General features: G+C 72.7%; 9 protein-coding genes. 5 read left to right on the forward strand and 4 right to left on the reverse strand.

From position 1 onward, the window contains the following. Positions 1–26 precede the first annotated feature (26 nt). Positions 27–3,509, forward strand: coding sequence for an ABC transporter ATP-binding protein/permease (locus AB0I88_RS27925; protein WP_361030785.1), 3,483 nt, complete (start codon positions 27–29; stop codon positions 3,507–3,509). A gap of 155 nt (positions 3,510–3,664) precedes the next feature. Continuing rightward, positions 3,665–4,507 carry a hypothetical protein gene (locus AB0I88_RS27930; RefSeq protein ID WP_361030788.1) on the forward strand — a complete coding sequence of 281 codons (843 nt, stop codon included), beginning with the start codon at positions 3,665–3,667 and terminating at the stop codon, positions 4,505–4,507. Here the strand turns inward: AB0I88_RS27930 and AB0I88_RS27935 are convergent. Next, positions 4,500–5,525, reverse strand: a complete 1,026-nt coding sequence (locus AB0I88_RS27935) for an alpha/beta hydrolase-fold protein (RefSeq protein WP_361030791.1) — start codon at positions 5,523–5,525, stop codon at positions 4,500–4,502. The two genes, AB0I88_RS27930 and AB0I88_RS27935, sit on opposite strands and share 8 nt — an antisense overlap. Positions 5,526–5,551: 26 nt before the next feature. On the opposite strand from AB0I88_RS27935, the gene AB0I88_RS27940 reads away from it, so the two are divergent. Next, positions 5,552–6,706 carry an acyltransferase gene (locus AB0I88_RS27940; protein ID WP_361030794.1) on the forward strand — a complete coding sequence of 385 codons (1,155 nt, stop codon included), beginning with the start codon at positions 5,552–5,554 and terminating at the stop codon, positions 6,704–6,706. Between the two features lie 61 nt (positions 6,707–6,767). Here AB0I88_RS27940 and AB0I88_RS27945 read toward each other — a convergent pair whose 3' ends face one another. Further along, positions 6,768–7,838 carry a winged helix DNA-binding domain-containing protein gene (locus AB0I88_RS27945; RefSeq protein ID WP_361030797.1) on the reverse strand — a complete coding sequence of 357 codons (1,071 nt, stop codon included), beginning with the start codon at positions 7,836–7,838 and terminating at the stop codon, positions 6,768–6,770. Between the two features lie 33 nt (positions 7,839–7,871). Beyond that, complete coding sequence (gene pgi, locus AB0I88_RS27950; protein ID WP_361030800.1) at positions 7,872–9,503, reverse strand: glucose-6-phosphate isomerase; 1,632 nt, start codon at positions 9,501–9,503, stop codon at positions 7,872–7,874. Positions 9,504–9,711: 208 nt separating this feature from the next. Here pgi and AB0I88_RS27955 point away from each other — a divergent pair, with 208 nt between their 5' ends. After that, on the forward strand, positions 9,712–11,046 hold the full coding sequence (locus AB0I88_RS27955; protein ID WP_361030802.1) for an SWIM zinc finger family protein: 1,335 nt from the start codon (positions 9,712–9,714) through the stop codon (positions 11,044–11,046). Next, positions 11,043–13,790 carry a DUF6493 family protein gene (locus AB0I88_RS27960; protein ID WP_361030804.1) on the forward strand — a complete coding sequence of 916 codons (2,748 nt, stop codon included), beginning with the start codon at positions 11,043–11,045 and terminating at the stop codon, positions 13,788–13,790. The genes AB0I88_RS27955 and AB0I88_RS27960 overlap by 4 nt, the downstream gene beginning before the upstream one ends. 32 nt (positions 13,791–13,822) lie before the next feature. Here the strand turns inward: AB0I88_RS27960 and AB0I88_RS27965 are convergent, their stop codons facing one another. Next, a complete protein-coding gene (locus AB0I88_RS27965) occupies positions 13,823–14,989 on the reverse strand; it encodes a dipeptidase (RefSeq protein ID WP_361030807.1) in 1,167 nt (388 codons plus the stop codon). Positions 14,990–15,148: the final 159 nt, after the last annotated feature.

The raw sequence follows: 15,148 nt of genomic DNA on the forward strand, positions 1-15,148 counted from the left end.
CTTCCCCATCGTCCCGAGGACTCTTCATGCGCCTGCTCCGCGACCTGTGGGACACAAGCCCGAGTCGCACCGCACTCGTCGGCTTCCTGATCGTGCTCGGCGCGTCCGGTTCGGCCGGCGCGTTAGCCCTGGCCGGCCCGGTCCTGGTGGACCGGTCCGGCCCGCTCTTCACCCTGCTGTCCGTGGCGCTCGTCGCCTCGGTGCTCAGCGACGTCGTCGTCGGCCTGGTGGCCGCCCGGCTGACCGCCGACTGGGCCGCCCGCGCCCGCCGCCGGCTCAACCGGGTCGCCTTCGGCCAGGACATCCCCACCCTGGAGAACACCCCGGTCGGCGAACTGCTCGACCGCATCGACTCGGACGTCTACCAGGTCGGCGCCGAGCTTCGTGGCAGCGGCGTGCGCCTGGCCCAGTCCCTGGCGGTGGCCTCGCTCTCGGTGCTGACCACCATCTTCGTCTGGTGGCCGGCGGCGGTCGCGATGGTCCTGGTCGGACTGCTGCTGTTCACGGTGATGAACAAGCCGATCCAGCGGATCGGCCCCATCCGCATCGCCGAGGAGGAGGCCTGGTCCGACCTGGCCGCGGTGATGGAGGAGGCCATCCACGGGCAGGACGACGTGCGCACCAGTCTCGCCGCCCCGTATGTGCTGCGGCTCTTCGCGCAGCGCTCGGCCGAGGTGCTGCGCCGCGGCCGCCGGGTGTGGCGATCCTCCGCCAAGATCACCACGGCGGCCGGATCGATCACCCGTTCGCTGATCGCCTTCCTCGCGGTGGCCGGCGCCTGGGCGCTGTACGCCGGGCAGATCGACGCCGCCCGCCTGACCGCCGTGTGGCTGCTCGCGCTCGGTTTCGGCGGCACCCTCGAGCACCTGACCCGGATGGTCCCCGAACTGCAGAACGCGCTGGGCGCCTGGGGCCGGGTGCAGCTGCTGGCCGAGGTACCGCAGGAACCGGCCGACGGCGTCCCCCCGGTCGACGGCGACCTGGTCGTGCGAGACCTGACGTTCCGGTACGGCGAGGCCGACAGCGGCCGCCCCCCGGCACTGCGCCACGTGAGCGTCACCTTCGCCCGCGGCAGGTCGTACGCGCTGATCGGCCGTACCGGCTCCGGAAAGTCCACACTGGCCAAGGTGCTGACCCGGGCCGTGGACGTGCCGCCCGGCACGGTGTTCCTCGGCGGCCTCGACATCAACGACATCGGTGTGGACGGTCTGCGCCGGTGGACCGCGATCGTCCCGCAGCGTACCGAGATCCTGTCCGGCACCCTGGCGGAGAACATCGCGCTCTTCGACTCCGAGCTGCTGCCCCGGGCCGGCGCGGCGCTCGACGAGCTGGGCCTGACCTCCTGGGCCGACGGGCTGCCCGACGGCCTGGACACCAAGCTGGGCGAGGGCGGCTACAAGCTCTCGGCCGGCCAGGAGCAGCTGGTGGCGTTCGCCCGGATCCTGGTCCGCGACCCGCAGGTGGTGATCCTCGACGAGGCCACCGCCCGGATGGACCCGGTCACCGAGTCCTGGGTGCAGCGGGCCACCGACCGGCTGTTGCGGGGCCGGATCGGCGTGATCGTGGCGCACCGGCTCTCCTCGGTGCAGCGGTGCGACGAGGTGGTCGTGCTCGCCGACGGCGAGGTCCTGGAGGCCGGCCCGCTGCGCGAGTCGCGCCGCTTCGCCGAGCTGATGGCGAGCAGCAACCTCGCGGTGCCGGCCGCGCCGCCGGCCGGCGGCGGGGTGATGGTCGCCGAACGCGACTGGGACACCGCCATGCGCGAGGAGCTCGGCCCGGACGCGCTGACCAATCCACTGCCCACGGTGGATCCGCCGGCGCTGCCGCAAGCGCCTCCGGCCCGCACCATGCGGGAGATCGTCCGGCTGACGCTGAACGACAAACGGTTCGGCCTGGCCGCGTGCGGGTTCTTCGTGCTCATGGTGCTGTTCGGCTTCGACGGGGCGATCCTGCCGCTGCTGTGGACCGATGTGGTCGACGGCGTCGGCAACCCGCTCTATCCGGCGCTCGGGCTGGCGGTGGCGCTGCTGGCGCTGATCCCGACGCTGTACTACACCGGGGCCTGGTTCCCGGAGTGGTGGGTGCGGCAGATGCTGCGGATCAGTCTGCGCCTGGTGAACGGCCAGATCGGCCCGCGCCGGGTCAGCAAGCACACCCCGGCCGAGGTGGTGGCGCAGGGCGGCGACACCGAGCGGGTCGTCATGCTCGCCGACAACGTCATCGACAACTCGGTGGCGATCTTCGCGCTGGTGTCGATGACGTTGTTCTCGCGGTCGTTCGTGCCGGGGCTGCTGTTCGCCGGGACGATGATCCTCTCCGGGCTGGCGGCCACCCTGTTCGGGCCACGGCTGGAGCGGGCGGCCCGCAGGACCGTGGCGGCCCGGGCGGCGTTCGCCACCTCCCTGGTGTCGTCGCTGTCCGCGGCCCGCACGGTCAAGCTGGCCGGCGCCACCGAGCCGGTGCTCGCGCACCTGGCCGACCTCGACGGCGTCCGCAGCGACCTGCAACGGCGGGAGATCGCGATCCAGGTGTGGGCACGGTCCACGCCGTCGGTCGCGAGCGGGCTGCTGCCGATCGCGGCGTGGGCGATCTACCTGAACGGGCACATCACCGCGGCGGCGGCGCTGATCGCGGTGTCGGTGCTCGGCTCGGCCCGCTGGTTCGCGTGGACCACGGCCTCGCTGGTGTCGCACTACCCGTCGGCGAAGGTGTGGACCCGGCGGACGGCCGCCATGACCGGCGTCACCGAGTACTCGGCGGACGTCGCGGGAGTGGACATCTCCGCCGGGACGGCGCCGGCGCCGCCGACGGCGCCACGCAGTCCGCTGCGCACGCTGGAACTGTCCGGCTTCAGCGCGGTGCACGAGAACGGCGCCCAGGGCGTACGCGATGTGGATCTCGCCGTGCACCGTGGCGAACTGGTGCTGGTGGTGGGCCCGGTCGGCTCCGGCAAGTCGTCGTTGCTGCGGGCGCTCGCCGGGATCGTGCACCACACCGGGCAGTTGCGGTGGAACGGCGAGCCGGTCGGTGAACCGGAGCTGTTCCTGCGGCCCAACCAGGTCGGCTACGTCGCCCAGCTGCCCCGGGTGCTGTCCGGGACGGTCGCCGACAACATCCAGCTCGGGCACGAGGTGGATGCGGCGGACGCGGTGTCGGTGGCCCAGCTGGAGCACGACCTGGCCGCCGCCGGCGGTGGCCTGCAGCTGCTGATCGGGCACAAGGGCACCCGGCTCTCCGGCGGCCAGCTCCAGCGGCTGGCCCTGGCCCGGGCGCTGGCGCCGCGGACCGAGCTGCTGATCGCCGACGACGTCTCGTCCGCGCTGGATGTGACGACCGAGCTGGAGCTGTGGCGGGCGCTGCGCTCACACGGCGTGACCGTGGTCGGCTCCACATCGAAGCGGGCCGCCCTGGCCCAGGCCGACCGGGTGGTCGTGCTGATCGGCGGCCGGGTCGAGGACCAGGGCACCTGGGACGAGCTGGCCGGCCGCTGGGGTCACCTGGCCGGCTGAGGCGGTTCCGCGGGTGCGGCTTTCGGATACGGTCGAAGGCCGCACCCGCTTCGCGTCCGCCGATCCCTTGAGTCCCGGGGATCCGCGCCGATCGTGCGGGTCAGCCCCGAGGAAGGAGTCCCGGCATCAGCACCCCCCGATCCGAGGCCGCCGCCGTGCCGGTCCCCCGCGCCGGCTTGCCCGCCGTCCCCGCTGAGCGGGCTTTCCTGCTGCTCAAGCCGGACTGTCTACGGCTGGGGCTGAGCGGCTTCGTGGAGCGGGCCGTCGAGGCGGCCGGGCTGCGGGTCGTCTGCCGGCATCGGGTCAGCCTGTCGCCCGGCGACGTCCGGCACCTGTGGTCGGAGTACGACGACGCCGGGCACAGCCTGGCCCTGGCCTTCCTGGACCGCTACCTGACCGGCGAGCCGTCCGAGGTGTGGCAGCTCGCCGGGCCGGACGCGTTCGAGGCGGCCCGGCTGATCAAGCGCGAGGTGCGGTCACGGCACGCGGCCGGGCCGTTCGCCAACGTGGTGCACGGGGCGCAGCGGCGGGGTGAGCTGGCCCGCCAGGCCAACCACCTGCTCGGCCGCTGCGGCGCCTGCGCGGCGCCGTTCGTCTCGGACGAGCCCGCGCTCGACCCGCCCCGGCCGCCGGGCCTCGACTTCCGGCAGCACGCCGACCTCGCCGCCCTGGTGGACGAGCTGTGGCCGCTCCTCCAGGACGTTCCCGCCGATCCGGGGCCGGTGCGACTCGACGGCGGCGACACCGGCCGGGCGATCCATCTCGGCCCCGACCGCGAGCACACCCTCGACTCGACGGTCACCGCGCTGTGGCACGCGCTGCCCGGCGCCGGCCTGCGCCACCCCGTGCTGCTGGCCCTGCACGCCGGCTACTCCGGCGGCACCCCCGTCGCGGTGGGCGGCCGCCGGGCCCTCCGCGCCTGCCTGCGGACACTGCGTGAGCACGGCATCCGCAACTGCGGCGAGGGCCCCTACCGTCCGGCCGTCTCCGCTATCTGAGCAGACGGTGGGCCAGCCACTCCACGGCGAGCGGGTAACGGAAGTCGATGCCGCCGTGCTTGGCCGGGAACAGCTCGAAAGCGATCTTCTCCTCCGGCACGCCGATCCGCCGCAGGCCGTCACGGAACGCCTCGGCGCCCAGGTCGAGGAACCACTCGTCGCGGGTGCCGGCGTCGATCCACACGGCGCGCAGGGAACGCAGCTGCTCGGCGTACCGGTCGATCATCCGGATCGGGTCCCACTCCAGCCAGCGCTCCCACAGCTCCGGCCGGAGCTGCCCGGACCGGGGGTCGAACGGCAGCCGCGGGGTGCCGTCCGGGTCGGCGGAGAACGCCGCGGTGCAGCCCAGCAGGAGGCAGAGCGACATGTCCTCCTCCTTGGTGAAGGACACACGCGACTGGAAGTCCTTCCACCAGGCGAGGATGTCGCCGTCGTAGTCGCGCAGATGCCGCACGCTCTTGGCGAACTCGCCGAGATAGCAGTACTCGTACAGGGCGTCGCCGGCGTGGGTGGCCAGGGCGCCGAACAGGTCGGGCCGCAGCATCGGGGTGATCATCGCGCCGAAGCCGCCGGACGACTTGCCGCTGATGGCCCGCGACTCCCGGTCCTGGATGGTCCGGTACCGGGCGTCGACGAACGGCACCACCTCGTCGCAGAGGTAGGAGTGGTACTTCCCGGTGCCGGGCGAGTCGACGAACTGCGAGCCGCCGTAGGCCGTCCACGCGTCGACGTACACCAGGACGCAGCCGGGCGCGCGGCCTTCGGCGAACACCCGGTCGGCGGTCTCGAGGAACGGCTCCCGGAACGGCTGCCGGTTCGCCCACATGGTGACCTGGCCCGAGTAGCCCTGGATGACGTAGATGCTCGGGTACCGTTCGTCGCCCTGCTCGTAGCCGGGCGGGGTGTAGACCCACAGTGGCCGCACGTGCGGGTCGCCGAGTGGGTTGTCCCGCAGCAGCCGCGACTCGATCGTGTCGTGATGCAGGGTGCCGGCGAGTTCACTGGTCCAAATCGACATGACCGTCAGTCAACTATCTTTTCCCGATGACCGCACCACGGATGGCGTGGCTCGACGGGCTTCGCGCCGTCGCCGTACTGCTGGTGGTCTATGCGCATCTGACCCGCTTCGTCTTCACCGATCTGCGTGCGGTCACCGGCGAGTGGCTGCACGCCGGAACCGCCGGGGTGATGTTGTTCTTCCTGGTCAGCGGCTACATCATTCCGGCCTCGCTGGAGCGGCGCGGCGATCTGCGGGCGTTCTGGCGCAGCCGGGCCCGCCGCCTCCTGCCGCTCTATCTCGCCGTGATCGCGGTCCTGGTGGTCGCCCACCCGCCGGCCGAGCCGGCCGCCGCCGTGGCCGGTCACGCGACGATGCTGCCGTTCCTGCTGGGTGTGCCGCTGGTCACCCCGGTGTTCTGGACGCTCTCCTTCGAGATGGCGTTCTACCTTCTCGTCACCACCCTTTTCACGGTACGGGCGCAGCGTTCCCTTCTCCCTCCGGTGATCCTGGCCGTCCTCGGCGCGGCGACGGCCCCGTTGGTCCCCCTGCGGCTCGGCACGATCCCGGCGGCCGGCGCGGCCGTGCTGGTGCTCGGGCTGGCCGGGGTGCTGTCCCGCCGCCGCTGGGCGGAGACCGCCGGTGGCCTGCTGCTGGGCGTGCTGGCCCTGGGCCTGCTGCTGTTCAACATGGATCCGGCGCACGCCGCCGACGGCCTGCTGATCGTGGCCGTGATGTTCACCGGCACGGTGATCCACCGCGCCGATCACGGTCGGACGACGTGGCGGCGGGCGGCCGTGGTGATCGCCGTGGTGGCGGCCGCGCTGCTGACCGTCTGGCTGGGCGAGCTGATCACGCTGAATGCGCTCACCCCGCGCTACGTGACCCGGTCGGTGCTGACCCTGCTGACGTTCGGTGGCGCCTTCGCGGCGGGCATGCTGCTGCGTCACCGGCGCACACCCCGATGGGCGGCCCGGATCGGGATCATCAGTTATTCGGTCTACCTGGTGCACTACGTGGTGCTCGACCTGGGCCGCCCGATCCTGTCCTCGCGGGTCCCGGATCCGCTGCTGGCGGCCGGTTACCTGGCCGTCGTCCTCGGCGTCTCCTGGCTCACCCACCGCTACATCGAGGTGCCCGGCCAGCGGCTGGGGTCGCCGCGCGCCGGGCGGGATCCCGCCCCGGCGGAGAGCCGACGATGACTTGTCCACGCATCGCACCGCCGCGCCGTGAGGACAACGGAACGCCGGCGTGCCGCGGTTTTCACGGCAGAGTCTTGACAGTCAGCGGGAGGCCCACGAACGCGGCGAACGGTTCCAGCGCCTGCCGTGCCCGCTCCGGGTCGAACACGGCCAGCGGCCGCACGGTCACGGTCACCGCCTTCTTCCCCAGCGTCCGCTTCCAGGTGGCCATCACCCGCCCGTCCCGGACCAGCGTCGACTGGAAGACCCCGTTGCCGCCCGGCACCACCTCGGCCAGCTGACCGGCGGTGGCCATCATCGACCGGTCCTTGTAACCCAGCAGGTACTCGTCGAAGCCGGGCAGCGCCCACCACCCGGTCACCGGGCCGGCGTCGAGCACCGCCGGATCGGCCCACATCTCCACGCCCTCCACCTCCACCGGCCGCAGCCCGGCGGCGGCCACCCCGGCCCGGGAGTCGGTCAGCGTCAGCCCGGTCCAGCCGGCGAAATCCTTGACCGTGGTCGGGCCGTGCGACCGGAAGTAGCGGTGTGCCAGGATCGCCAGCGCCTCCTCACGGGATGGGCTGTTGCGCTCCCCCGCCCACTCGTCGAGCAGCACGAACGTCTGCTCGGCACCACGGTTGGGCGCTATCGCCGTCAGCGCGCGCTGACTCGAATACCAGAGAAGGTGGTAGCCGCGCTGCCCGGTGACGGCGACGCCGCCCTCGGTGAGCGCGGCCAGGCACTCGGAGCGGGTCAGGCGGCCGCCGGCGCCCGCGAGGGCGGCGGCGAGGATCTCCATGGACCGCTCGGCGGTCTTCTCGTCGAGCCCGAGCTGCTCCCAGCGGCGGGCCACCCCGCCCAGCGCGCGCACCCCGGTCAGCGCGAGCATCCAGTGGGCGTCGGCGGACGGGACGAGATGCACCGTGCCGCGCATCGGCCACGTCCGGACGACGTCACGCCGCTCGGTCGCCGCCACCACCTCGGGCAGCGTGACGCCGGGCAGGCGGGCGCCGAGCGACCAGAGGACGCTGTTGAGATCCTGCGCCTGCATGGCGCCGAACCACTCGACGATGCCCGGCACGTCCGGCAACGAACGCGGGCCGAGAAGAAGGCTGGTCATGCGAAGGCTCAGGGCCGTGGTGGTGTCCACGACCCTGAGCCTAGAAGCGGGGTACGACAGAAATCAGCGGCCGCGCTGGGCCCGGTACCGCTTGATCAGCGTGTTCGTCGACGAGTCGGCGTCGTCGGCGGGCGCCGACGACGAGGTCAGCTTCGGCGCGAGCTGGTTGGCCATCACCTTGCCGAGCTCGACACCCCACTGGTCGAACGAGTTGATCTCCCAGATCACGCCCTGGGTGAAGGTGATGTGCTCGTAGAGCGCCACCAACTGCCCGAACGTCGCCGGCGTCAGTTTCTCCGCCAGGATCGTGGTGGTCGGGTGGTTGCCCTGCATCACCCGGTGCGGCGCCACCTTCGGGTCGGTGCCCTCGGCCTGCACCTGCTCCAGCGTCCGCCCGAAGGCGAGCGCGCCGGTCTGTGCCAGGAAGTTCGACATGAACAGGTCGTGCATCTCGCCGATGTCGTGGTTCGGCACGCTGAAGCCGATGAAGTCCGCCGGGATCAGCTTGGTGCCCTGGTGGATCAGCTGGTAGAAGGCGTGCTGGCCGTTGGTGCCGGGCTCGCCCCAGAACACCTCGCCGGTCTGGAAGGTGACCGGCTCGCCGGACAGGCGCACCGACTTGCCGTTGCTCTCCATGGTGAGCTGCTGCAGATACGCGGCGAACCGGTGAAGGTACTGGGCGTAGGGCAGCACGGCGTGCGACTGGGCGCCCAGGAACGTGTCGTACCAGACGTTGAGCAGGCCGAGCAGCGCCGGGACGTTCTGCTCCAGCGGCGCGGTGCGGAAGTGCTCGTCGATGGCGTGGTAGCCGGCGAGCATCTCGGCGAAGTGCTCCTTGCCGATCGCGATCATGACGGAGAGCCCGACCGCGGACGGCAGCGAGTAGCGGCCGCCGACCCAGTCCCAGAAACCGAACATGTTCGCCGTGTCGATGCCGAAGTCGGCCACCTTCGCGGCGTTGGTGCTGACCGCCACGAAGTGCTTGGCGACCGCCTCGTCACCCGAGGTCAGACCCTTGAGCAGCCAGGACCGCGCGTGCTTGGCGTTGGTCAGCGTCTCCTGGGTGGTGAAGGTCTTGGACACCACGATGAACAGGGTGGTGGCCGGGTCCAGGTCGCGGGTCTTCTCGAACAGATCGGTGGGATCGATGTTGGAGACGAACCGGCACTCGATGTCGCGCTGCGCGTAGTCCTTCAGCGCCTCGTACGCCATCACGGGGCCCAGGTCGGAGCCGCCGATGCCGATGTTCACCACCGTCTTGATGCGCTGGCCGGTGGAGCCCTTCCACTCGCCGGAGCGGACCTTCTCGGCGAACGCGCCCATCCGGTCGAGCACGTCGTGCACGTCGGCCACCACGTCCTGCCCGTCGACGACGAGCGAGGCGTCACGCGGCAGGCGCAGCGCGGTGTGCAGGACCGCGCGGTCCTCGGTGATGTTGATGTGCTCACCGGAGAACATCGCGGTGGTTCTCTCACCCAGCCGCGCCCGGCGGGCCAGCGCGAAGAGGGCGGTCAGCACCTCGTCGGTGACGAGGTTCTTGCTGTAGTCGACATACAACCCGGCGACCTCGGCGGCGTAGCGCTCACCGCGCTGCGGGTCGCTGCCGAACAGGTCACGCAGATGCACCGCCGAGAACTTCTCCGCGAGCCCCTGCAGACTCTGCCACTCGGCGCTGTCGGAAACGCGTTCGCTCATCTCTCCCACTCCGAACCTGGACGACGCACAAAATCGTGGCACGATCCGCGGCCCGGCACCCGCGAACCGGCCGGGTCGTTACCCTGCCCGCGAGGTTAGTACCCGTCCAGGGCCGGTGTACCCGGTGTCCCCCTTCTCACTCCGGTGGACCGGCCGCGTATTTTCAGGCCGTTCGGAATTGTCGTACCCGGCGTCTAGGTTCTGCGGCATGGTTTCCGCGGCGTACTCGTACCTCGGCTCGTCGGCCCTCGACGACGGCCTCACCCTGCAGACCTCCGGCGGCCCGGCGGCGCATCCCCGGTTCTTCACCGGCTTCCTCACCGATCCCGGCGCCGCGGCCACCGGCCTGCTCGCGGTCGCCGAGGTCGCCCGCACCCGGTATTTCCGGCCGCTGCCGCCGGCCAGCCTCGACCCGGTGGTCACGGCCGGCTCCGACCGGCTGCGGTTCGAGTCGTTCTCCGGCTGCTGCGGCGTCTACGCCCGGATGGACGTGCTGCCCGGCGGGCTCGACGGCGACATCGTCGCGCACGGCACCACCAACGTCGACGTCAACCTGCCGTTGCAGCGGGCGCTCACCCGGGTCGGGCGGGCCGACCCGATGCACATGGCGGTCGGGCCCGACGACCTCACCGTCACCACCTTCGACGGCGAGCTGGTGGAGAAGAAGGTGCCGCTGCCGTCTCGCTGGCTGCGCGGCTTCGCCGAGGCCCAGGTGCTGACCGCCCGCTTCGACCCACGTGCCGAGCTCGGCGTCACCGAGGCCCGCGTGCTGCTCAACCGGCTGCCGGCCAACGACAAGTCGGTGCTCTGGGCGGTTCCGGCCGGGCGTTCGCTGCGCTTCACCTCCCGGCCCACGCCGGGCGCGGTCTGCCTGCCGGGCGCCGGGCGCCTCGCCGCCCTCAAACCCTTCCTTCGGTACGCGACGAGCCTCGCGGTCTACGGCCCGGCCGTGGCGGCGGGCAGCGGTCCGGTCGCCAGCACCTGGGAGCTGAGCATGCCGTCGCTGCGGCTGTCGCTGACCCTGTCGCCGGAGCCGTACCGTGGCTTCTCCGGCGAGGGCGCGGTCCTCGACTCGCTGGCCAGCGACGAGGCCGCCGACGACGCCGACCTGATCAGCGCCCTGCTCTCGTGGGACCCGACGATCGACGTGGACGCGCTGGCGGGGGCCTCCGGGCTGGACGCCCGCCGGGTCCGCGACGCGCTCACCCAGCTCGGCACGGCGGGGCGGGTCGGCTACGACGTGGCCGAGGCGGGGTATTTCCATCGGACACTGCCCTACTCAGCGGACGTCGTGGAGAAGATGAATCCCCGTCTGGCCGGCGCCCGCACCCTGGTCGCCGCCGGGGCGGTCACCCCCGGCCCGGAGGTGTCCGTGGTGGTCAGCGGCGCCGAGACGTACCACGTCCGCGACGCCACCTCCTGCACCTGCCCGTGGTGGGCCAAGCACCGCGGCGAGCGGGGCCCGTGCAAGCACGCCCTCGCCGTCCGCATGGTCCTCGCCGGGGAGACCGCCGACCTGGACGCGGCGGAGGCCCCGGCATGACGCTCGCCGTGCAGATGCTGGAGCGCCGGGCACAGTCCGGCGACCACGCCGGAGTGGCCCGGCTGCTGCTGCACCTCAGCGAGGAGGAGCGGCTCGCCTTCGGCAAGGTGGTCGAGGCCGCGGTCAAGGGCGCCGACCCGGCGTTGTGGTGGCGGGCCGCGGTCAACCCCGCACCGGCGTGGGCTCTGGCCGTCATCGGCACGGCGCCCAGCGCCGCCAGGGCCGCCGGCCTGCTGACGCACCGCAATCTCCGGGACAGGTGGCGGCTGATCCCGGTCGACCGGTTCCTGGCCATCGCCCAGGCCCGCCGGCTGGACTGGCTCGGTGACCTGGGGACCCGGCTGATCCGCCGCCGGCGCGCCCGCGACGACTCGGACACCGGGCAGTGGGTGTTCGTCGCGTCGATCATGCGGGCCGGCGGGGTCGAGCCACCGGTCACCGAGGGCGTCGTTAACGGCTGGCTGCGCGGTCTGCTGCGGCCGTTCGGGGATCGAGGCCAGAAGCGGCCCCCGCTGGACGTGCGCATGCGCGAGGACCCGTTCCTCGACGTGCTGCTGCCGGCCGTCTTCGAGTTCGACGGGATGGGCGGTGTCATCACCGGCTTCTCGTGGGCCGCGTCGGACGGCCCGCCGACCGCTGCCCGTCACTTCACCACCGCCGTCGTGTCGCTCGTCGCCGAGGGCCGCCTGGAGCGCAAGGAGATCCTGGCCGCTGTCGTCGACCGGCTGCTGCGGGGCGACAAGCCCAATTCGCTGCGCCCGTTCGTGCAGCTGCACGACGAGCTGGCGCCGACGGTCGACGAGATCGCGGCGTCCACCCTCGACTACGCGCGGATGCTCGGCGACGGCGCCGGCCCGGTGGCCACGCTGTCCCAGCGTGCGCTGCGCGTGCTCGACGACGCCGGGCGTCTCGACCTGGAGACTCTGCTCGACGCCAGCGCGACCGCACTGTTGCGCACGGAGAAGACCCTGGTCAAAGGCCAGCTCTCCTGGCTGGAGAGGGTGGCTCTCCGGGAGCCGGAGCGGGCCGGTGAGGTGTCCTGGGCGATCGCCGCGGCGTTCGGTCACCCGGCCCTCGACGTTCAGGAGCGGGCACTGACCCTGGTCGGCAAGCAGATTCCCCGGCTCGCGCCGGAGACCGTGGCCCGGCTCGCCGAGGCGGCCGCGGTCCTCGGCGGTGATCTGCCGGCCCGGGCCGCGGCACTGTTCGGCGCCGCCGCCCCGGTGGCCGGGCCCTTGGGCGTGCCGTCGCTGCCGCCGCCCCCGGAGCCGGCCCTCATGCCGCCGCCCATCGCCTCCGCCGCCGAGCTGGCCGAGGAGCTTGCCGCGCTGCTGCACGATCAGTCCGGTGTCCGCTGGGAGCGGGTTCTCGCCGCGCTGGTCTCGCTGCACGCCGCCGACGAGCGGGCCGCGCTGGCCGCCGCCCTGAGCCCGGTGATCGAGCGGCATCCCGACCGGTTCGAGGAGATCGGACGGGACTCCGGCTCGCCGTTCGTCTGCCTGGCCACCGCCGTGCGGATGGTGGTCGACGCGCCCCGCCACGACAGCACCCACCAGCAGCTGCTCAGCGCCGTGCGGATCGCCTGGCAGGAGGGCCGCCGCGGCGGGGCCGGCTCGAAGCTGTCCGACAGGCCGGACGGCGTCCTGGCGCTGCGCGCCGCCGAGGTCGCCGTGCACCTCAGCGGCTCGATGATGCCGATGCTGGTCGCCACGCCCACCCATGTGACCGGCAGCCTGGACCCGGCCGTCCTGCTGGAGCGGCTGTCCCGGGCCGAGGCGGAGGGCTGGCAGCCGTGGCCCTTCGACCTGGAGCAGGCCCTGCTCCGGCTGCCCCGCGCCGCCGTCCCGGCCGGGGTGTCCACCCGCGCGGCGGCGCTCACCTCCCCCGCCGGCCGGCAGTTCGCCCAATGGCTCGCCTCCGGCGGCCTGCCCGACCCGGTGAGCGAGCTTTTCACCCAGCACGGCGCCAGGCCCGCCGGCCGCCGCCACAGCTGGGACGCCCAGGTGCCCCGCCGGGTGGTGGCGACGCTGCTGCCGTCCCGTGACGGCGGCCTGCGCCTGGAGCGGCAGTTGCTCACCCTCAAGCCGTTCGCATACCCGGTTCACCGGCCGAACCACTTCTACGGAGCCGAGGAGGTGCTGGCCATGGTGCTGCCCCATCACCGTGAGGTGGCCGCGGCGTGGGCGCTGGGCGACGTGGCGTCGACGGCCGACCAGGGGCAGAAGGGCCGCGGGAGGCTGCTGCCGATGCTGGCCGACCGCGCCGGCCCGGTCGGCCCGGCCATGGCCACCGCTCTGGCCTACACGTTCGGCGCCAAGCACCAGCCCGACCGCGCCGCCGCCGTGGACGCCTTCCTGACCCTCGCCGCGGCCGACGCCGCCGGCCGGCCACCCCGCTCGGCGGCACACCCGTCCGAGCCCACCAGCGGGACCATGGTCGGGGCCGCGATCGGTGACCTCTGCTCGGACGGCGCCGTCAAGCTGAACCGGGTCGTCCCCGGGTTGGCCGACGCCCACCGCGCGGGCGCGACGGTCGCGGTCTGGGAGGCGATCGCCGCGGCGCTCCCCGTACTGTTGCAGGCCCCGCAGGGGTCGCTACCCGACCTGCTGGAGCTGGCGACCCAGGTGGCCGTGACACTCGGCGCCCGCGCCGACATCCCCGCGCTGACCGAAGCGGCGGACCGGCCGGGCACGACCCGCCTGGTTCAGGAGGCGAAACGCCTGCGCTCCGCCCTGGCGCCATAGCCGCCCGCCGGGGTGGCCGGGCGGCGCGGGCGTCAGCGGGGCCAGAGCGGGTCCGAGGCGTGGTCCTCGGCGTCGCGCATGGCGCGGAGGATGTTGCGGTTGGCGAGTTTCTCCAGTTCGGTGTCGGACCAGCCACGGTCGCGCAACTCGGCGAACAGGCGCGGGTAGGCGGAGACGTCGGACAGCCCGCTGGGCACCTCCGGGGTGCCGTCGAAGTCGCCGCCGATGCCGATGTGGTCGACGCCGGCGACCTCCCGGGCGTGGTCGACGTGGTCGGCCACCTGGGCGACGGTGGCGTACGGCTTCGGGTTGGCGTCGAGCCACGTCCGGAAGGCCGGCTCGTCGGCGTGGCCGATGATCGGTGACGTGGGCACCGGGGCGCTGTCCTCGCCGGGGTGCGGGCCGCGCGGCCAGCCCTCGCCGAGCGGGGGCAGGCCGAGACGTTCCCATTCGGCGTCGGCGGCCTGCGTCCAGTCGCGGACGGCCGCGGAGACGAAGAACGAGACGAAGGTCAACTGGATGACGCCCCCGTTGCCGGGCAGCCGGGAGAGGACGTCGTCGGGGACGTTGCGGGGGTGGTCGGTGACGGCGCGGGCGCCGGAATGGCTGAAGATCACCGGTGCGAGCGCCTCGTCGAGGGCGTGGCGCATGGTGTCGGCGGAGACGTGGGAGAGGTCGACGAGCACGCCGAGGCGCTGCATCTCGCGTACGATCGCCCGCCCTTCGGCCGTGAGGCCGCCGTGCACCGGGTCCTGGGTGGCGGAGTCGGCCCACGACGTGTGGTGGTTGTGGGTGAGGGTGACGTAACGGATGCCGAGGCGGGCCAGGGAGCGCAGCACGCCGAGTGAGCCGCCGAGGCAGTGCCCGCCCTCGACGCCGAGGAGCGAGGCGATCCGCCCGCCCGCCATGGCCCGTTCGACGTCGGCCGAGGTGTAGGCGATGGCGAGGTCGTCCGGGTAGGCGGCGACCATCCGGTGCACCAGGTCGATCTGTTCGAGGGTGCTGGTGACCGCCTCCGGCTCGGGCAGGTCAGACGGCACGTAGACGGACCAGAACTGGCCGCCGACTCCGCCGGTCCGCAACCGTGGCAGATCGGTGTGCAGGGGTGGTCGTTCCTTCTCCAGCCCGGCAACGGCCGACCCGTGCCATTCGCGCAGCCGCATCGGCAGGTCGTTGTGGCCGTCGATGATCAAATTCATTCCCTCTGGCTACCTGGTGGCGGCCGTCCGGTGCAAGCGATTCGGCCCGTTCGGGGCTGAACTTCGGCAACCGGGTGGCACCGGTGCGGGTACTCGGTGGGCACCCGCCGCCCTGGAATCTCTTTCACATGCCCGGCCGACAACGTGCCGGACAACAGG

It is taken from the genome of Actinoplanes sp. NPDC049802, assembly GCF_040656595.1.
In the GTDB taxonomy this organism is placed as follows: Bacteria; Actinomycetota; Actinomycetes; order Mycobacteriales; family Micromonosporaceae; genus Actinoplanes.